This window comes from Micrococcus luteus (assembly GCF_014138885.1).
Lineage (GTDB): Bacteria > Actinomycetota > Actinomycetes > Actinomycetales > Micrococcaceae > Micrococcus > Micrococcus luteus.
The window spans coordinates 24,056-42,513 of the sequence record NZ_JACJIK010000002.1; the positions used below are offsets into that span (position 1 = coordinate 24,056).

The 18,458-nt window shown below is 64.6% G+C and carries 15 protein-coding genes and 2 pseudogenes; 9 read left to right on the top strand and 8 right to left on the bottom strand.

All coding sequences use genetic code 11. The features are described 5' to 3' along the window. The first annotated feature begins 207 nt into the window (after positions 1-207). On the top strand, positions 208-441 hold the full coding sequence (locus tag HDA34_RS12175) for an IS3 family transposase (RefSeq protein WP_134377536.1): 234 nt from the start codon (positions 208-210) through the stop codon (positions 439-441). Here HDA34_RS12175 and HDA34_RS11450 read toward each other — a convergent pair. Both HDA34_RS11450 and HDA34_RS11455 read right to left on the bottom strand, forming a co-directional pair. Next, a complete protein-coding gene (locus tag HDA34_RS11450) occupies positions 425-1,768 on the bottom strand; it encodes an IS256-like element ISMlu11 family transposase (RefSeq protein ID WP_012750929.1) in 1,344 nt (447 codons plus the stop codon). The two genes, HDA34_RS12175 and HDA34_RS11450, sit on opposite strands and share 17 nt — an antisense overlap. A 226-nt stretch (positions 1,769-1,994) precedes the next feature. Then, positions 1,995-2,660 carry an HNH endonuclease family protein gene (locus HDA34_RS11455; RefSeq protein WP_098471929.1) on the bottom strand — a complete coding sequence of 222 codons (666 nt, stop codon included), beginning with the start codon at positions 2,658-2,660 and terminating at the stop codon, positions 1,995-1,997. A gap of 163 nt (positions 2,661-2,823) precedes the next feature. Here HDA34_RS11455 and HDA34_RS11460 point away from each other — a divergent pair, with 163 nt between their 5' ends. Further along, complete coding sequence (locus tag HDA34_RS11460; RefSeq protein WP_134377513.1) at positions 2,824-4,977, top strand: site-specific DNA-methyltransferase; 2,154 nt, start codon at positions 2,824-2,826, stop codon at positions 4,975-4,977. 5 nt (positions 4,978-4,982) lie between these two features. Further along, a complete protein-coding gene (locus tag HDA34_RS11465; protein WP_134377514.1) occupies positions 4,983-7,568 on the top strand; it encodes a DEAD/DEAH box helicase in 2,586 nt (861 codons plus the stop codon). Positions 7,569-7,606: 38 nt separating this feature from the next. On the opposite strand, the gene HDA34_RS11470 is transcribed toward HDA34_RS11465, so the two are convergent. After that, positions 7,607-7,738: a helix-turn-helix domain-containing protein gene (locus tag HDA34_RS11470; RefSeq protein WP_233437107.1), complete on the bottom strand. Its 132-nt coding sequence runs from the start codon at positions 7,736-7,738 to the stop codon at positions 7,607-7,609. Positions 7,739-7,770: 32 nt separating this feature from the next. Further along, positions 7,771-8,046: pseudogene (locus HDA34_RS12180) on the bottom strand (transposase); the annotation flags it as partial. Here HDA34_RS12180 and HDA34_RS12140 point away from each other — a divergent pair. Continuing rightward, a pseudogene (locus tag HDA34_RS12140) lies at positions 8,037-8,378 on the top strand (type IIL restriction-modification enzyme MmeI); the annotation flags it as partial. The pseudogenes HDA34_RS12180 and HDA34_RS12140 sit on opposite strands and share 10 nt — an antisense overlap. Positions 8,379-8,609: 231 nt before the next feature. Here the strand turns inward: HDA34_RS12140 and HDA34_RS11475 are convergent. Next, positions 8,610-10,364 carry a hypothetical protein gene (locus tag HDA34_RS11475; protein ID WP_134377515.1) on the bottom strand — a complete coding sequence of 585 codons (1,755 nt, stop codon included), beginning with the start codon at positions 10,362-10,364 and terminating at the stop codon, positions 8,610-8,612. 176 nt (positions 10,365-10,540) lie between these two features. On the opposite strand from HDA34_RS11475, the gene HDA34_RS11480 reads away from it, so the two are divergent. Together HDA34_RS11480 and HDA34_RS12185 are read left to right on the top strand one after the other, a co-directional pair. After that, the gene (locus HDA34_RS11480) at positions 10,541-11,782 is read left to right on the top strand and encodes a hypothetical protein (RefSeq protein WP_134377516.1); all 1,242 of its coding nucleotides are present in this window, start codon (positions 10,541-10,543) and stop codon (positions 11,780-11,782) included. Positions 11,783-11,937: 155 nt separating this feature from the next. Next, positions 11,938-12,534 (top strand): alpha/beta fold hydrolase, encoded by a 597-nt coding sequence (locus tag HDA34_RS12185; RefSeq protein ID WP_208537661.1) that lies wholly within the window; start codon positions 11,938-11,940, stop codon positions 12,532-12,534. Here HDA34_RS12185 and HDA34_RS11490 read toward each other — a convergent pair. Then, positions 12,488-13,057, bottom strand: a complete 570-nt coding sequence (locus HDA34_RS11490; protein WP_134377517.1) for a recombinase family protein — start codon at positions 13,055-13,057, stop codon at positions 12,488-12,490. The two genes, HDA34_RS12185 and HDA34_RS11490, sit on opposite strands and share 47 nt — an antisense overlap. A gap of 279 nt (positions 13,058-13,336) precedes the next feature. Between HDA34_RS11490 and HDA34_RS11495 the strand changes: the two genes are divergently transcribed. Both HDA34_RS11495 and HDA34_RS11500 read left to right on the top strand, forming a co-directional pair. After that, on the top strand, positions 13,337-14,803 hold the full coding sequence (locus HDA34_RS11495) for an MFS transporter (RefSeq protein ID WP_036316244.1): 1,467 nt from the start codon (positions 13,337-13,339) through the stop codon (positions 14,801-14,803). 17 nt (positions 14,804-14,820) lie between these two features. Further along, the gene (locus HDA34_RS11500) at positions 14,821-15,390 is read left to right on the top strand and encodes a TetR/AcrR family transcriptional regulator (RefSeq protein WP_060973480.1); all 570 of its coding nucleotides are present in this window, start codon (positions 14,821-14,823) and stop codon (positions 15,388-15,390) included. Positions 15,391-15,595: 205 nt separating this feature from the next. Here the strand turns inward: HDA34_RS11500 and HDA34_RS11505 are convergent, their stop codons facing one another. Continuing rightward, complete coding sequence (locus HDA34_RS11505; protein ID WP_036317499.1) at positions 15,596-16,267, bottom strand: metal-dependent transcriptional regulator; 672 nt, start codon at positions 16,265-16,267, stop codon at positions 15,596-15,598. A gap of 25 nt (positions 16,268-16,292) precedes the next feature. Then, positions 16,293-17,567: an Nramp family divalent metal transporter gene (locus HDA34_RS11510; protein WP_080694935.1), complete on the bottom strand. Its 1,275-nt coding sequence runs from the start codon at positions 17,565-17,567 to the stop codon at positions 16,293-16,295. A gap of 190 nt (positions 17,568-17,757) precedes the next feature. On the opposite strand from HDA34_RS11510, the gene HDA34_RS11515 reads away from it, so the two are divergent. Further along, positions 17,758-18,354, top strand: a complete 597-nt coding sequence (locus HDA34_RS11515; RefSeq protein WP_036317467.1) for a hypothetical protein — start codon at positions 17,758-17,760, stop codon at positions 18,352-18,354. The last annotated feature ends 104 nt before the right edge of the window (positions 18,355-18,458 follow it).

Here is an 18,458-nt window from a genome sequence, read left to right on the forward strand (position 1 = left end):
CAGGCGAGGGCGACAAAACGGCGCGCACCCCACTCGATGGTGGGGTGCGCGCCGCGGGTAGTCGCTGGGCTCAGCGGAAGGAGACGAAGGTGGGATTACCCCAGATGGTGCGCTCGGTGACAGCCCAGTACGTGATCCGCGAGGTATACCACCTCGTGAAGACCAACCCTCGCACCGGTCAGATCGCGAGTTGACAACTATAGGAGCATCAATGCCCTCGCGGAGGCGTTCAACTCGCTGTTCAAGGCGGAGCTGATCCGGAACAAGGGGCCATTCAAGTCCATCGAGGGCCTGGAGATCGCGGTCGCGGAGTACATCGACTGGTTCAACCATCGGCGTGTGCACGGCGAGATCGGGATGGTTCCTCCGGTCGAGTTCGAGGACGTCTACCGGGCGTGTCAACTTGTCTGTGTAAGCGGGGTGGTCACAGGTAGGGGTTGATCCGGTCGGGGTAGGCCGCGGCGAGCTGGGCGAGGGCCTGCTTCCAGTTCGTGACGGCCTGGCCTTCGACGAGCCGGCCCTGGGCTTTGCGCTGGCCGGCGGGTTTGCCCCGGTCCCGAGCGCGTTCGGCGGCGCGTTTGTCTTCGATGTTGCAGATCGCCAGCCAGAGCAGCTTCACCGCCGCCTCGGTCGAGGGGAAGTGGCCGCGGTTCTTGGTCACCTTCCGTAGCTGGAAGTTCAGCGACTCGATGCTGTTGGTCGTGTAGATGACCTTGCGGAGCATGGGTGGGAACTGCAGGAACGGGATGAACCGCTCCCAGGAGTTCGCCCAGGTCGCGGCTGCAGACGGGTACTTCGTGCCGAGCTCGGAGGCCTCGAACTCGGCCAGCGCCTTCCTCGCGGTCTCTTCGTTGGGGGCAGTGTAGATCGGCTTCAGCGCGGCGGCGACCTTCTTGCGGTCCTGGTAGGCCACGAACCGCATCGCGGCCCGGATCAGGTGAACCACGCAGGTCTGGACCATCGAGTCCGGCCACGTCGCCTCGATCGCCTCCGGCAGGCCCTTGAGCCCGTCGCAGCACACGATCAGCACGTCCTGCACGCCCCGGTTGGCGAGATCGGCGCAGACGTGGGCCCAGAACGCCGAGCCCTCGGTGTCCTGGACCCAGATCCCCAGCACGTGCTTGATGCCCTCGAGGTCCACGCCGACGGCGATGTAGGCGGCACGGTTGAGGACCTGGCTGTTCTCTCGGATCTTGATCCGGATTGCGTCGAGATAGATCACCGGATAGAACTCCTCCAGCGGCCGCGACTGCCACGCCAGGACCTCTTCGCTCACGGCGTCGGTGATGTTGGAGATCGTCTCGTGCGACAGGTCCGTGCCGATCGTGGAGGCCAGGTGGTGCTGGATGTCCCGGATCGTCATTCCGCCGGCATAGAGGCTGATGATCATGTCATCCAGGCCCCCGAGGCGCCGCTGGCCCTTGGGCACCAGGCGCGGGGTGAACGACCCGCCCCGGTCTCGCGGGACGTCCAGCTCGATCGGCCCGACCTCGGACTCCACGGTCTTCGGGGTGGTCCCGTTGCGGGAGTTGGCGTGCTTCGGCGCCTCGCTCGAGCCCTTCTCGTAGCCCAGATGGCTGGTCAGCTCGGCCTGCAGGCCCCGCTCGAGCGCGGCCTTGACCAGCGCGGGCACGAACCCGCCGTCACCGGTGAGCTCGACGCCGCCCGCGTCGATCTGCGCGAACAGGGCATCAAGCTGCCCTGAGGCTTTCAGCTGCTCGACCAGGTCCTGGCCCGAGGGCTCGCCTGGGTTCTTCTCGTCGATCATGGTCATGATTCTTACCGTTCCTCTCGGTACGGCTTACACAGACCATCTGACACGCCCCGTCTACCATCATGAGAATCCCGTGCCGGCGCCTGCCGGGGCGGCACTTACGAGCCTCTAACAAACCCGGGGCGATTCACAAGTCCTCGAGCCGGCCCCCGGGTGGACCAACGCCCACACCCGCAGCCGTCAACGGCCAGGGGATGGGCACCACTGCGGCCGTGCAGCCTCAGTACCGGGTCACCTTAAGGGTGGTGTTCGCGCAGGAGGCGGCCTTCTTCACCAGAAACGCCTTCTCCGTGGCGTCAGCCTTCAACCCCCAGCGGATCTTCACCGCGGTCCAGTCCGCGATGTACTGGCACTGGTTCTTCGGCGGCAGCCACTGCTCCGGACCGCGGGCCTGCTTGGCAGAGTTCAACGCCGAGGTCTGCGCGTTCAGCGACCGGGCATCCCCCAAGTCGTTGTAGAACGCCACCCGCTTGGCCTTGGTCCAGTACCGGGCTCCCGAGCCCCACGCCTCATGCACAGGCACCATGTGATCGATCTGCACCGTCGATGCAGACGTGTGCGTGCGCAGATCCCAGCTGCTCACCCACTTGCCCGTGGCCACCGTGCACTTACGGGCCGTCGTGAACTTCGGGGTGGTCTTGGACTCTGCGATCAACACCTCCGCCCGCGTGTTCTGGCAGTCCCTGTTCGCATCCTTCCAGTCCCCGAACTGGGCAGCCCGGTCATAACCGGCATTTTTCTCCGCCGCCACCGGCAACGACGCCACAGCCGTGCGCAATGGGGCCGAATACGTGGCGCCGGCCGCCGCCGGGCCCGCACCCCCGAGGACAGCGGTGGCGACGAAAACAGCAGCAGTGGCCAGAGAAGCCAGAGAGCGTCGTGACATGGGCGAGTTCCTTACTCGAGCGGATGACGCGATGCGAAGTCGCATCGCAGCTGATCCTAAGCTCGCGTGAAGCCCCTGCTCGGCACGAGATCCCCGGTCCCTAGGATGGGCAGGATTAGCGCGGACAGCGCCCCATGCCACTCGGCCCAGAGAAAGAACACCCGTGTCTCGACTGACTGACCTGCTCGCCCAGGCCCACAAGACCGACCCACAGCTGGCCGCAGACCTGGAAGCTGAGTTCCGTCAACTCACCCAGCGCAGCCAGTTCGGTCTCGTGTTCGAGCGCCATCAGCCCGAAGCCGTCGAGCTGCCCGGCCGACCCGTGCGCCGCGGAGACACCGTCCGGGTACTGCCCCCGCGCGGAAGCCTCACCATCGGGGACACCCGACACTGGGTCGTCACCGACCTCGAACGCACCCCAGACGGCAAGCAAGCCCACCTGACCGAAGCAGACGTCGACCCCGAGGTCCGCGAGCCGGCCACCTCAACAGCAGCACTCGAGGACCTGGTGGTCGTCGCCCGCTTCGAGGACCCGATCTACCCGGGCCTGGTCGAGACAGGCCGCGTCGAAAACGGCGGGGACAAACCGTTCCACACGGTCATCAACGCCGAGAACTTCCACGCCCTCGAAATGCTCACATACACCCACCGCCACAAGGTGGACTGCATCTACATCGACCCGCCGTACAACACGGGCGCGAAGGACTGGAAGTACAACAACGACTATGTCGCCGCCGACGACGACTACCGCCACTCCAAGTGGCTGTCCTTCATGGAACGCCGCCTCCTCATCGCCAAGGAACTGCTCAATCCCGAGGATTCCGTCCTGATCGTCACCATTGACGAGAAGGAGTACCTCCGACTCGGAATGCTCCTCGAGCAGGTCTTCTCGGAGGCACGCATTCAGATGATCTCCGCGAATATCAATGTGCGCGCAGTTGCCCGCTCGGGCGAGTTTGGGCGTGTCAATGAGTTCATTTTCATCGTCCAATTAGGGGCCTCAGCCCCTGCACCTCAGTCTTTGGACAAGATGTGGCTCGCGCAAGGCGCTGAGGGGAAAACCGTGCGAGGGGCCATGCACTGGGCATCCCTTAGCCGCACCGATTCGACAGGGTACCGACGCTACAGCCCCGGAGGTTTTTACCCGATTTACGTCTCTACCGACGGATCAGGAATTCATTCCGTGGGCAACCCATTGGCGCTCAATGTAGATGTTTCCAACGCACATGAGCCGCCGCGCGGGACCATCGCAGTATGGCCGCGTCGAAGCGATGGCCAAGAGGGTCGGTGGCAGATCAGCGCGCCAAACGCACGCGAACTGATTCGGGATGGTTTTATGCGCAGTGGTCCGGTGAAAAAGCGGAGGGCGGCAATCTACTACGTCAAGAAGGGTGACCGAGATCGGGTCGCCTCGGGGGAGTATGTTGTGGTGGGTCGTGAAGCCGACGGTTCTTTAGTGACCAAGCCGGCAAGTAATGGCCCCGGGAAGTTCGTCCCGCCTAGCGTGTGGAACATTCCTAGACACGATGCCGGCGTACATGGGTCCCGACTTATCGAGACACTGATTGGAAAGGGGAAGTTTTCCTACCCCAAGTCTCTCTATGCAGTGGAAGACACTTTACGGTTCTTCGTCTCTACTAAGCCTAACGCGGTCGTTTTGGACTTCTTCTCTGGGTCCGGCACCACGGCCCACGCAGTCATGCGCCTGAACAAGCAGGACGGTGGGCGTCGTCAGTGCATCTCCGTGACGAACAACGAGGTGTCCGCTGAGGAGCAGAAGGGTCTTCGGGCGAAGGGGCTGCGCCCGGGGGATGCGGAGTGGGAGCAGTGGGGCATCTGCGACTACGTCACCAAGCCCCGCGTGACCGCTGCGATCACCGGTAGGACCCCGGCCGGGGACCCGATCAAGGGCGAGTACAAGTTCACCGACGAGTTCCCCATGGCCGATGGCTTCGAGGAGAACGCGGCGTTCTTCACCCTGACCTATGAGGCGCCCCGGCAGGTGCGCCGCAACCGTGCCTTCGCCCGGGTCGCGCCGATGCTCTGGCTCAAGGCCGGCTCTCGCGGCCGGATCATCTCCAGCCTTCCGGAACGAGGCTGGGATGTGGCTCAGGCTTACGGGGTGCTCGAGGACATGGACCATGCCCCCGAGTTCTTGGCCGCTCTGGAGGGCGACCCCCAGGTAGGGGTGGCGTTCATCGTGACCGACTCCGAGGCGGCCTTCCAGTCCGTGGCCCGGCAGCTGCCCGAACACACCACGCCGGTGCGCCTGTACGAGTCCTACCTGCACAACTTCCAGATCAACCGGAGGGCCTGACCCCCATGCGTTACACCCTCAAGGACTACCAGGCCCAGGCTGTCGAGCAGGTCCTGAACCGGCTGCATCGGGCCAGGAAGAACTACCAGGACGACGGCGTCCTGTCCCAGTTCTCCCTGGCCGCGGCCACCGGGGCTGGCAAGACCGTGATGGCCGCAGCCATCATCGAGGCCCTGTTCTTCGGCTCCGACCAGTACACCGAGGACATCGCCCCCGACCCCGGGGCCACCGTGCTCTGGTTCTCCGACGACCCGGACCTGAACGATCAGTCCCGCGCCCGGATCCACGCCGCCTCCTCCGAGCTCGATGGCCGGCTGCGCACCGTGGAGAACTCCTTCGCCGAGACCACCTTCGCCGCCGGCCAGGTGTACTTCCTCAACGCTCAGAAGCTGCGTGAAGGGGCCCGCCTGGTGCGCGGGGCCCAGGACCCCACCAACGCTGCCACCCCGGTGATGACCGCCCCCGACATGGCCCAGCGGACCATCTACGACGTCATCGCCAACACCGTGGCCACCCCCGGACGAACCCTGTACTTCATCCTGGACGAGGCCCACCGGGGCATGAAGACCACCAAGAAGAACGACCAGGAACGGGCCACCATCGTCCAGCGCCTGATCAACGGCACCGCCCTGGCCCCGGCCATGCCGATCGTGCTCGGGATCTCCGCCACCGTGGAACGCTTCACCCAGGCCATGGCCCACGCCACCGACCGGGACGCGCTCTCCCCCGTGCAGGTGGACCCCGCGCTCGTGCAGGCCTCCGGGCTGCTCAAGGACGATGTGGTCCTCACCATCCCCGAGGAAGCCGGCGCCTTCGACACCACGCTGCTGCGCGAGGCCGTGGCCCGCACGAAGGCTTCCACCAGGGCCTGGGCCGCCTACGCCGCCGAGCAGGGCGAACCGAACCCGGTGGTGCCGCTGCTGGTCGTGCAGGTCGCCGACAAGCCTTCCGATGAGCACCTTTCCCGGATCCTGGACGTCATCCACCAGGAGTGGCCCGAGCTACGGCCCCAGGACATCGCCCACGTCTTCGGCACCCACACCGACCGGCACCTGCCCGGCCAGATCGTCAACTACATCGCCCCACAGCGAGTGCAGGAAACCACGCACATCCGGGTGCTGCTGGCCATGGAGGCGATCTCCACCGGATGGGACTGCCCCAGGGCGGAAGTGCTGATGTCCTTCCGCACCTACAAGGACGCCACCTACGTCCACCAGCTGCTGGGCCGGATGGTCCGCACCCCCCTGGCCCGACGCATCCCAGGCAACGAGGTGCTCAACTCCATCGACTGCTTCCTGCCCCACTTCGACAAGACCACCTCCACCGCCATCGCCCAAACCTTGATGCGCGGACAGTCCGACATGGACGACACCACCTCCGACCCCGGCAAGCAGGCCGCCCGGCGGGTGCTGTTCGACCCGGTCACCCTGACACCGAACCCGGCGGTGGCAGAAGAGGTGTGGGCGGTGTTCGACGCCCTGCCCTCGATGAACATCCCCCAGGGCGCCACCAAACCGCTCAAGCGCCTGGACATCCTGGCCAACGCCCTCTCCCACGACGAGCTGCTGCCCGGGGCGGTCAAGACCGCCAAACAGTCGATGTGCAAGCTCCTGGACGGATGCAGGGTCCAGTATTCCGAGCAGATCGCCGCGGCCCGCCAGGATGTGCTCACCCTGTCGGCCCAGCGGTTGACCGGCCGGCTGGGCACCGCAAAGCTGAGCACCACCAGTCTGGAGCTGCTGGCCAATGACCGGGCCATCGAGGAGGCCGCCGCCGCGGCGGCCCGCACCCTCACCGGCTGGATCGCCGGGGCCTACATCGATCACATCGTCCCCGAGGACGAAGAGGAGCTGGACCTGCGCGAGGGGGACATCATCATCGCCTCCCTGGCCCGCACCCCCGAGGTCCTCGCCGATCTGGAGGCCAAGGCCGACAAGCTCGTGCAGGACTGGCTGAGCCAACACCGCGTGCAGATCAACGGTCTGAGCGATGAGCGCCAGGCCGTCTACGACCGGGTGCGGGAGATGGCCCGTCAACCTGAACGTGTGGACCTGACCCGCCCGAAGTTGGCCCAGGCCGACCAGCAGGAGCGCCTCCCTGATGGCAGCGAGCGTCCTCTGGAGACCCGCACCCTGCATTTGATGGCCGCCGAGGACGGCACCGCACCAGTGGATCTGAACACCTGGGAGCGGCAGGTACTGGACTCCGAAGCAGCCGAGCCCTCCTTCCGGGGCTGGTACCGCAACCCCTCCCGGACCTCCAAGCAGTCTTTGGCGATCCCGTACCAGGACGGCACCGGCCAGTGGCAGGCCCTGCGCCCGGACTTCGTGTTCTTCCACGCCAACCAGGACGGCACGATCCGCGCGGACATCGTGGACCCCCACGGCACGCACCTGGCCGACGCCTTGCCCAAGCTGCGGGGCCTGGCCGAGTACGCCCAGACCCACGGGGACGCATTCGGCCGGATCGAAGCCGTCGCTGAGATCGAGGGGCAGCTGCGGGTGCTGGACATGAAGAACGACGTCGTCCAGGCCGGCGTCCACGCAGCCCAAGACGCCCAATCCCTGTACAAGGCCGCGCCCGCGTACTGAAGCAGAAACTCAAGGGACGCCGGCGGCCGAGGATGAGCTCAGTCTGAGGCTGGCCGGCGCAACGAGGTGTACAGTGTCTGCCGGCTCACCCCGAACGTGCGCGCCACCTCCGCCTTCGGGATCCCCATCTCGATCATCACGCGCGCCTGCTCCACGTCCTGATCAGACATCTTCGGGGCCTGCACGTACTTGCCGCGAGCAAGGCCGAGCGCAGGATCGCGTTCGCCCGCCGCAACTCACGGTTCTCCTTCTCCAGCTCGGCCACCCGGGAGGCTTCGCTGGAGGTGATCCTGGGGCGGTGGCCACCGTCGATCTCGGCTTGGCGGACCCAGCTGCGCAGCGTCTCAGGGTTGATCCCGAGCTGTTCTCCTACGCGGCGGAATGCTCCGGTCCTCGTGGCGGGGTCTTGGCGGGCTTCCAGGGTCATCCGCGTGGCACGTTCGCGGAGCTCGTCAGGGTACTTCCATGATGCTGACATGGCCTGCACCCTTCCCGTTGGATCAGAGCCTCCACCAGACCCGGGGCGATTCAGCACGCGCCTACCTGCCCGTGGCCCACTTCGAACCCGACGTCACCATCTCCAACAAGGTCTACGGCGCCGTGGACCCCGACGGCATCGTCTTCGCCGTGGCCTCCTCCTCGATGTTCATCACCTGGATGAAGACCGTCGGAGGACGCATGAAGTCCGATCTCTCGTTCTCCAGCACGATCACCTGGAACGGCTTCCCCCTGCCCGCCCTCACCGACAAGGAACGGGCCTCCCTAACTAGGGCCGGCCAGAAGGTCCTCGAAGCCCGGGCTCTCCATCCCGAGCACTCCCTGGCCCAGCACTATGCACCTCTGAGCATGGACCCGGCCCTGGTGAAGGCTCCGACGGCATCGACACCGTGGTGGACAAGATCATGGGAGCACCCCGCCGGTGCCGGACTGAGCTGGAGCGGCAGGGACTGCTCTTTACCCGCTGCGCCAAAATGGGCGTCTGATCGCACGGGTCGCAGTCAGCTCCAATCGCACCGGGTCTCGCCACGACACCAGGTTTTATTATCCTTCGGCAACTCTTTGAAGGGTGATGCGTTTGCCCTCGACTTGCCAGCATTCTTCGAGCCCGTCTTCAGCGAGTTGGGCGTCACCGCATCGCCGGCCGGTGAAGAATTGATCGACCTCCCCCAAATCAATCCACGTTCCACAGATATCTATACTAAAGGAGAAACGGGATCGCACCTGGTCTCGGTCGCTAGTGAATGCGTCAGATGGTCCCCTAATCTCCCTCATACCGACGATGTGCACCTTGTGTCCCCGTGCAAGGTGGCCCGCTATCTGGATGTCTCTGAAGCTGTCTTGTAAATCCTCGTCACTGGGCATGAGGAGCTCCACACTGGTGAACTGCTGCAGAGCCGCCAACGAGCTGGCGACCGCTAAGATGGCCCGGTGACGCTCGAGTTGATCCGAATTCATAGGGGGAAGTGGAACCGCTTTAGCCTCGTTACAGGGTCCATACTCTGGCGCCACGAGTAGACGATTAGGCTCTGTCGCGTTAGCCAAGAATTGGGCTACCGGCAGTACTCTGATAGCCGCCCGCCCGACCATATCGGCACGCTCATCTATGTTAATTTTAGCCTCATCCGCAGCCCTGGAATAGGTCACCGCCAGCGCGATGGCTCCAAGCTCATCATGGAACTCGCTATAAGCCCCCACGGGGCCGAGTTCGTCTTGCGCTATTCCGGTGGTAGCCAAGACTTGCGTCATCAAGAGTTCAGCGGCTTTGGAACCGTCAGGAGCTACAAGCCGGGCGCGAATCTTCGATGAAGCAGTTGGGGCATGGGGGGTGATGCGTATCGCGGCACCCTGCTGTTGGCCACCCAGCCCACCCGGGGCAGTAAGATCAACGTCGACGGATCCAAAGGGCAGGTCCAGCGGCTTGCCGAATACTAGAGCTTCTTTCCAGACCCCAGTATGAGCACTCTCCGCGCCGAACCGGGGGCTCACTTTCACCTCGAGAGGTTCAAGGGCGTAGGAGAGTGACGTCTTCGCGTGCACCTGCAGAACGCTGATCCAGGGTCCACTAACACGAGCAGCTACCATCATAGGAACGGGATACTGGGAGACCGCCTGCACGTGCTCGGAAATGAACTCTTTTATATCCGCCACCCCTTCGGGGATTGGTGTGGAAGAGACCCCGTATTTGTAATGGGGATCCTGCCTGCTTAGGGTCTCAGCTGTACCCTGCACGTAATCCAGAGTATCCACCGGGTCCCATGTTGCCACCTGGCCAGGGTCCGGCTTGAATATCTTCAAAAGATCCTGAGCTTTGGCCTTTATCGTTTCCCTGCTGCCTTCGAAGTAGTAGTCAATAATATCGGGGTACTTCGCCGCCCAGGCATCACATGCCGAGATTCCATGCCATACAGGCTCGGGAAGACCTTTGCTTTTTGCTGTTTCTCGAAGCCATTTCTTGGCCTCCAAAGTCGGGTCCAAGGGCATAACTAGGTGCCATTGACGAACATCCAGGCCTTGAGTTCTAGGATCACTTCGCAACGCTTCCATGGACTCTTCCACTTGGCGCTTCTGACTAGAGGTGAGGTTCTTCGCCCGCTGGTCCGCGGAGCCAAAGCTCTTGACTTGGTACACGGCAAACCCTGGATCCAGGCGCACGAGGATGTCGATCCCCCCATCACCTCGTGAGGGCTTGATATTTTCTGCAGCCGTCGGGAAGTCTCGTGCAAGAAACATTGCTACCGCATGCTCGACATCTTCACCGGAGTGCCGGTCCCAAGAAATTCTGTCCACAGAGAACATGATCTACCATCCCCGGCATCCACGTCGACGACGCGCGTGAGCGGCACTATCGGGGGACGCGAAGAGAAGACTCGTCGGAATCCGTCCATCCTTTCAAGGCCCGCGTGGCGACATACAGGCTGCCCGACCCATCCCGATGTCTTCGTAGACATGCCCAGCCCTGAGAGGATGTCACCATGGACCAGACCAGCCCGCCCAGCAGCATCCAAGAGCAGATTTGGGGCGCGATCGACCCTCTCGGTGAGATCCGCTCGTTCATGGAAGCCGTCAACCCCGGAGACGCAGGGGAGTCATGGACAGCTGCGCTTGGCCGGGAACTAGGGGCCGAATGGGAGCGAATTGCTCAGACAGGGGCCGCCTTCCGTAGTGTGCTCAGAGACATCGAAGGGGCGTTCACGGTTCTAGTGCCCCGCGGTTGGGCTGTCATGGGTATGGACACTGCGGTCATCCGGCGAGCACTCCAGCTCGTCTCGGAGGGGCGTGGGGACGAAGCCGATGCGGAACTGGCTCTGCAGTGGCGGAACGAGGGCTCATGGCGCATTAAGCAAGTGTGCGCTCGGGTACAGACGATGGCGGTCGATGACCCTGAGATGGGTCCCCTATATAAAGAGCGCGCACGACTGCTTCGCCTTGCTGCCACGCATCATGAGAACAGCCGGTATGAGGCCTCCATCCCCCTTATCCACGCTCAGATAGAAGGAATAGCTGCAGACGTCACGGAGGGTAAGAAATTCTTCAGCGCCTCAGAGAAATGGAGGGCCGACGTCGTCGATCCCCGTCTTCTCGTAAGTGTCGCATCCGGCCTGGCAGCGTTGCAGTCGACGTACGGTGCAAGCGTGCATGCCACCCAGGCGGACGGCAGCTTGTCTCGTCACGGCATTGCCCATGGTCGAGAGCTGGCCTATGACACTGAGATCAACTCCGCGAAGAGCTGGTCAGTTCTGGATGCCTTGGTCGAGTGGGCGCAGCCGCGGATGCAGCACCTCACGGAGCGTCGCCGCACTAGTAGAGAAGAGGAGAACGCGGGTAGCTCCGCTTTGGACTCGCAGGGCCGACGCATTGACCAACGCGAGTTCCGCGAGACCAAGAGTGTTCTGCACCTGCTCGCCAACTCGGCTATGGGGTGGCACCGTCGGCTAGGCCATTTCCGGACAGACCTCGTAGGCGCTGTCTATGACACGACTGACTTCACCAAGCGGGGGCTCCCCCTGGTCCATGGTGTAGATCAACACGTTGCGGGGAGCGGCGATTCTGCCTTCTACTGGAGAGAGACCACCTCGGGCTGGGTCCTTGGGAAGGGTATTCATTACCGGGATGGAAATTTCTTCGAGAGTTACTACGCCGGGCCGACCCCACCGGTGAATTTCGTCATGGAGGAGACGTGGGAAGTGGCTGGAGTATTGCCGGACTGGTCTTAGAGTGTCTGCCTTGAAGTTGGGTTTGCGGTATTCCCACCGGAGGGCCCAGATGTTCGTCATGACTCCACGACCATCGCCGGCTTCACCGGGGAGCTCATCTAGGTGCAGGAAGGAATCTGTCTGCGCGTGGCGCACGGCGGCCAGGATCCGGTGCCGTGCTCCTGCACGGGGACCCGCGAACCTTGATGACGTGGCGCGTGGTGGCCCCCGCTCTCGCTGCGGCGGGGATCGCTGAGGTCTGTCGGAAGCTGCGCGGATACGGACAGTCCTCCACGCCGGAGCCGGATCCCGGCCACCCCGTCTACAGCAATCGGGCCATGGCCAAGAACGTCGCCCGACTAATGTCCCGCCTGGGGCACGAACGCTTCGCCGCAGGCGGGCACGACCGCGGCAGCTATGTGGGCTGCCGGACAGCCCTTAACCACCCCGAGCGGGTCTCCGGGCTTGCCGCGCTGGACGGTGTGCCCAGCCTCGAGGCCGTGGAGCGCGGACGCCCGATCCGCGCAGAAGTGGTGGCACCGGTTCTTCTTCGTCTCCCCGAAGGCCGAACCGGTCATCACGGCCGACCCGCTGGGCTGGTACCGGCCCGGCCCGGAACGCATGGGCGAGGCCAACCACGCGGATCCGGCCCGGGCCATCACATTTCTGAAGACAACCCCGAACAGCTCAGTGCGGTTCTGACGGCGTTCCTGCACGCGCCGACACCTAAGCAACAGAGCGCTCTAATGAGGTGTACAGCGTCTGCCGGCTGACCCCGAACGTGCGCGCCACCTCCGCCTTGGGGATACCCATGTCGATCATCGCCCGGGCCTGCTCCACATCCCTGTCTGACATCTTCGGGGCCTGCACGTACTTGCCGCGGGCCTTGGCCAGGGCGATACCCTCCGCCTGACGCTCCTTGATCCGCCGGCGCTCGAATTCGGCGAACGCCGCCAGGATGCTCAGCATGAGCCCATCGACCGGGGAGGTGCCGAACTTGTCCACGGTGATCCGCTCGGACACGAACTGCACCGCGCACCCCTTGGCAGTGAGCTCATCCACGATGGCGTACAAGTCGCGGGTGTCCCGGCCGAGCCGGTCCATCGAGGCAACCCTCACCAGGTCCCCCTCACGGACGTACTGCATCAGCTCCGCCAACCCGGCGCGCTTGGCTCGGGAGCTGCCGGAGATCTTGTCTTCGAAGATGCGGTCGCACTCCCCCACCGCCTCGAGTTGGCGGTCCAGGTTCTGCTCGGCCGAGCTCACCCGCACGTACCCTACGGTCTGTCCAACCACGTCTTAGACCCTCCGACACTTCTGTCTAACGACCCGGTTTGGGACCGTCTCTGACGTGATGGTCTCGTGCGGGCCCGGGGCGTGTAAAGGGGTATACCCGGCTTGACGCCGGGATGGGGCAATGAACACCCAGCTGGATTGTGAGGCATCCCTCTGTCGGAGCGTTGACGTTTACTTTACTAACCTGTTATTATAGTTTCGTTGATGCGACTACAGGCAGAGGACAGGGGTACAACAGTGAACGACGTTGGATCATCGCCGCGGCGGTGGTGGCTGCTCATGACCGTGGGGGCCGGCCTGCTACTCATCACCCTCGACAATTCGATCCTCTACACCGCCTTGCCTACGTTGACCGCAGACCTCGGCGCGTCCGGATCCTCGACACTGTGGATCATCAACGCCTACCCCCTGGTCATGGCTGGCCTCCTCTTGGGAGCAGGCACACTGGGCGATCGCATCGGCCACCGCCGAATGTTCGTCGTCGGCCTGTGGATCTTCGGTGCCGCATCACTGGCAGCGGCATTCTCGCCCAACCCTGCCTTCCTGATCGGCGCCAGGGCACTCCTCGCTGTGGGGGCCGCAGCGATGATGCCCGCCACGCTTGCTCTGATCCGCCTCGCGTTCGACGATCCTCGTGAGCGCAACATCGCCATCGCCATCTGGGGGAGCCTGTCGATCGCGGGGGCAGCGCTCGGACCCATTCTCGGCGGCGCCCTTCTCGAACGGTTCTGGTGGGGATCTGTTTTCCTCATCAATGTCCCCGTTGTTGCCATCGCACTTGTGGCGACCGCAATCATCGCGCCGCACAACCATCCCGATCCGTCGAAGAAGTGGGATCTCGTCTCATCCCTCTATGCGATGGTCGGGCTGGTGGGCACCGTGCTCGTCATCAAGGAACTGGCCCATATTCCACAGAACTGGGTTCTGATCGCAGGGGCGCTGGCGTCAGCAGTCATCGGGTTCGTCCTCTTCGTGCGACGCCAGGGCCGATTGGAAGAACCACTCATCGAGTTCTCCATCTTCCGCAACCGCGCCTTCGCTGGCGGCTCTCTGGCAGCCTTCTTCGCGATGTTCACCATCGCTGGCGCCCAGCTCGCGACCACACAGCGCTTCCAGCTCGTCGAGGGCTTCACCCCCCTGCAAGCAGGCCTGCTAGTCGCAGCCATCGCGCTTGGCGCCCTGCCCTCAGGTGTCCTAGGGGCCGCGATCCTGCACATCGTGGGCCTGCGGATCATTATCTCCGGCAGCCTCGCCATCGCCGCCCTAGGACTAGCTCTCGCCGTGCTGGCCTCTGCGAACGGATCACTACCCCTGCTGGTCGTCAGCTTCATCGTGACCGGCTTCGGCCTGGGCGGCACCTTCGCCGTCGCTTCCGCCGCCATTATGGGCAACGCGCCTCCGCGAAAGGCCGGCATGGCGGCCTCGATCGAAGAAGTCTCCTATGAGATGGGCTCCCTCTCGGCTGTAGCACTCCTCGGGAGCCTCCTGACCTTCGTCTACGCCACAGTCGTCCGACTCCCGGATGGCACTCCCGCCGCAGCGGGGGAGAGCATTGCCGATGCCCTCGGGATCGCCGACGGAGATCTCGACGTGATCGCAGCCGCCACCTCCGCCTACGACACGGCCTATTTGGTCACGATGATCGTCCTCGCTGTCATGCTGGCTAGTGGAGCCGCTCTGACCAATCGGCTGCTCCGCGCTTACGGGCGCGGCAGCGAGGCAATGGAGTACGCCGAAAACCACTGAACCAATCGGAGGGGCGCATGATGGTGCGTGAGAGCAAGAAGACCATGATCCTCGACGCCGCGATCCAAGTGATCGAGGAAGACGGGATCACAGCAGTCACGTTTGACTCTGTCGCGGCCGCTGCAGGGATCACCAGGGCCGGGATCATCTACCACTTCCCGTCACGAGACGACTTGATCGCTGCGATCCACCAGAGACTCGCTGATCGCTGGGAGCGGCAGTTAGAGATCGCCTGTGGAAAGCCGACCGCTGAGGCAACGCCGATGGAGCGCCTGACCGCCTACATACTCACTTGTTCGACAGCCGCCTCCCGCGCCGAGTTCCAGATGATTCTCGACAGCCAGCACACCCAGCACAAGGCGATCTGGGAAGACCTCATCGACCGATGGACCGGACGTAGCGAACGAGACGAAGCTGAGCGCGACCAGATGACCTCGCTCGCCCTGCTCGCTGCTGACGGGCTCTGGGTCAACGACCTGATCGGAAGCAGGCCCATCTCACAGGACCACCGGAGTGAAACCGCAAAGCAGATCATCGCGCTACTCCAGAATGACGTCCATGAATCCGAGGCCAAGCCCAACGGGTAAGCGAGCCAGCGCGCGGTTGGAGAAGGCCGGATCGACGAATCCGTCGAGCGCGATGATGGGCAACCCTGTCAAGCAAGATCGCACCCTGGCACCTCTGTCCAGCAGCACCCAACTGGCTCTGACACATGCGCCTAGTGGGTATACCCCCTTGGACAGCCTGCTTCTCGACGGGGCGGCACCGCTGCGCAATGAAGGTGGGGACGATTCATCCTCGAGTCGAGCTCGGCACCAGCCAGATGGCAGCCGCATCCGTCTCGATGAGTTCCACGGGCCCGACTGCGACCACGCGCAGTCGGAAGTGGCCGGCCTCGGCCACCTCGACGACACTGTCGGGAACGATTCCGGCCTGCTGGAAGCGGATCAGACGCTGCGGGTCGGCGTCGGAGATGCGTAGGACCCGGTAGAACCCCGGCTCGGCTGCATCCAGGCGGACCGCGTGGGCCGGCCGCTCCCGCTGCCCTACGGGAGTGGGGATGGGGTCGCCGTGGGGATCGTGCGTGGGGTGGCCCAGCATCTGATCGATCCGCTCGATCAGCTCGTCGGAGGCGGCGTGCTCGAGTCGTTCGGCTTCCGCGTGGACCTCGTCCCAGGAGTAGCCTAGGCTCGCGGCGAGGAAGCTTTCCAGCAGCCGGTGCCGGCGGACCATCGCGATCGCGTGCTCGCATCCCTTCCCGGTGAGGGTCACGGGCTTGTAGGGCTGGTACTCGACCAGGCCCTGGGCTGCCAGGCGCTTGACCGTCTCGGTGACGTTGGGCGCGGTGGTGCCCATGCGTGCGGCCAGGCTCTTCGTGCTCAGCGGCGCGTCTCCCCACTCCGTGGCGGACCAGATCGCCTTGAGGTAGTCCTGGGCCACCGGAGTGATCTCGTCGAGGCTCATGGCCTGCACGATAGCGGGACCTCCTTCACCCCTGCCCGGTCAACGTCAGCCACAGCAGCACGGCGTTCAGGGCCACGATCAGAGCCACGACCACCCATGCCACCGTCTGCAGGGGCGTGGAGTTCGCGTGTCGGCCCATCACGGCCCGGGCACCGGTCAGTCGGACCAGGGGGATCATGGCAAAGGGGATGCCGATACTGAGCAGCACCTGGGAGAGGACGAGCGCCCAGGTGGGGTCCACCCCGGAGGCGATGACCAGCAGCGCGGGGATCAGCGTGAGCACCCGCCGCAGCATCTGAGGGATGCGCCAGCGCAGCAGCCCGCCCATGATCTCCGACCCCGCATAGGAGCCCACCGCGGTGGAGGCCAGCCCGGAGGCCAACAGGCCGACGCCGAAGAGCACGCCCACCGCCGGCCCCAGTGCGGTCGTGATCGCCGCGTGGGCGCCTTCGATGCTGTCCGTCCCGGAGACCCCGGAGAGATTGGCCGCCGCCAGCAGCAGCATCGCGATGTTCACCGACCCTGCCACCAGAAGCGACAGCCCCACATCCCACCGGGTGGCCCGCAGCAGCCTGCCAAGGGTGCCCGGATGAGCGTGGGCCCCCTGATGGCGGTCACGCGCCAGAGCTGAGTGCACATAGATCGCGTGGGGCATCACCGTGGCCCCCAACATGCCGGCCGCCAGGAGCACCGTCTGGGTTCCCTCGAACCGGGGGACCATGCCCGCCACGGCCTCACCCCAGGAGATGGGCCCGTAGAACAGTCCCGAGACGAACCCGAGGGTGATCACGGCCAGCAGGCCCACGACGACGAACTCGAAGGGCTGCTGCCCGCGCCGGGACTGCACACCCAACAGGATCATCGAGACCACCCCGACGATCACCCCGCCGGCCAGCAGGGGGATACCGAAGAGGATGTGCAGGGCAATGGCCCCTCCGATCACCTCGGCCAGATCCGTGGCGGCGGCCACGATCTCCGCCTGCACCCAGTACGCCAAACGCCGCCCGCGCGGCAACCGGTGCCCCAGCAGCTCCGGAAGCGAGCGGCCGGTGACGAGCCCGAGCTTCGCCGAGAGGTACTGCACGAGCATGGCCATCAGGTTCGCTGCGACCAGCACCCAGACCAGCAGGTACCCGTACTGGGCCCCCGCCGTCAGGTTCGCAGCCACATTGCCGGGGTCCACATAGGCCACCGCCGCCACGAAGGCCGGCCCCAGCAGCCGCATTCCCCGACGACCGGGGCGATCCACCCTCTCCACGGCGACCTTGCCATCCGCCGGCCGATCCACACCGGCGGTCATCCGAGGCTCCAATGGCGATGCATGCATGAGATTTAACATACCTGAACTCTGAGGAGACAGGTGGTCTGACCACACCCCGGCACCCCGGCAGTCTCAGATGCACCGACGGCCGTAGCCGAACACTCCTGCTTTCACGAACCTAATCGTGTGCACCTGAATTCTTTTGTGTGCCCTAACTGGAGTACCCCTCATGGAAATCTCCCGCCGTTCAGTAGCCACCGGCCTCGCCTGGGCCGTGCCGGCCGTGGCCGCATCGACGGCCGCGCCCGCCATGGCCGCCTCCTCCTGCGCGGGGTACACCGCAGGCAAGCCCCTCCCAGCCTCGGCGTTCACCCTGACCTACCTGCGCATCACCAACGAGACGCTCGGCAGGCTGTCCAACAAGCAGGTGGCCCTCGATTTCGACTTCCGCCTCAGCGACGAGGCCGCGGCCTGCGGGGTGCGCACCGGATCCGTCTCCTCCACCAGCAACGGCGGCACCTCCCGGATCGCCTTGAACAACGGGAAGACCTACAACGCGACCAACGGCCTCGCCGTCCCGGCCAACGGATCCGTAGGACGCACCGACGGTACCTGCCGGCTCGGCCTGGACCGCACTGAGGCCTGCGGCACCACGGGGCAGTCCCCCTACAGCGTCGCCGGGTCCACGGGCGCCAGCTCGACCGCCGTCACGGCCATCTCCCTCTACCGGTCCATCACGGTCTCCGGCTACGGCACCACCGTCGTCTACCTCAACGCCACGGGTGTGGGCACCAACCTGTCCGTGAGCGCCGCACCGCTGATCTGACCCCCGCACGACGGACCGCCATGCCGCCTCTGAAGGATCAGGACCTCGCCCTCACACCAGGACAACGCCCCCACCATCCCCTGAGGGACAGGGGGTCGCTTCTG

Excerpts from the sequence above, each read along its gene's own strand:
- HDA34_RS11450 (WP_012750929.1), bottom strand. The coding sequence starts at position 1,768 with ATGATCGACGAGAAGAACCCAGGCGAGCCCTCGGGCCAGGACCTGGTC.
- HDA34_RS11455 (WP_098471929.1), bottom strand. The coding sequence starts at position 2,660 with ATGTCACGACGCTCTCTGGCTTCTCTGGCCACTGCTGCTGTTTTCGTC.
- HDA34_RS11465 (WP_134377514.1), top strand. The coding sequence starts at position 4,983 with ATGCGTTACACCCTCAAGGACTACCAGGCCCAGGCTGTCGAGCAGGTC.
- HDA34_RS11470 (WP_233437107.1), bottom strand. The coding sequence starts at position 7,738 with ATGTCTGATCAGGACGTGGAGCAGGCGCGCGTGATGATCGAGATGGGG.
- HDA34_RS11475 (WP_134377515.1), bottom strand. The coding sequence starts at position 10,364 with ATGTTCTCTGTGGACAGAATTTCTTGGGACCGGCACTCCGGTGAAGAT.
- HDA34_RS11480 (WP_134377516.1), top strand. The coding sequence starts at position 10,541 with ATGGACCAGACCAGCCCGCCCAGCAGCATCCAAGAGCAGATTTGGGGC.
- HDA34_RS11495 (WP_036316244.1), top strand. The coding sequence starts at position 13,337 with ATGACCGTGGGGGCCGGCCTGCTACTCATCACCCTCGACAATTCGATC.
- HDA34_RS11500 (WP_060973480.1), top strand. The coding sequence starts at position 14,821 with ATGATGGTGCGTGAGAGCAAGAAGACCATGATCCTCGACGCCGCGATC.
- HDA34_RS11505 (WP_036317499.1), bottom strand. The coding sequence starts at position 16,267 with ATGAGCCTCGACGAGATCACTCCGGTGGCCCAGGACTACCTCAAGGCG.
- HDA34_RS11510 (WP_080694935.1), bottom strand. The coding sequence starts at position 17,567 with ATGACCGCCGGTGTGGATCGGCCGGCGGATGGCAAGGTCGCCGTGGAG.
- HDA34_RS11515 (WP_036317467.1), top strand. The coding sequence starts at position 17,758 with ATGGAAATCTCCCGCCGTTCAGTAGCCACCGGCCTCGCCTGGGCCGTG.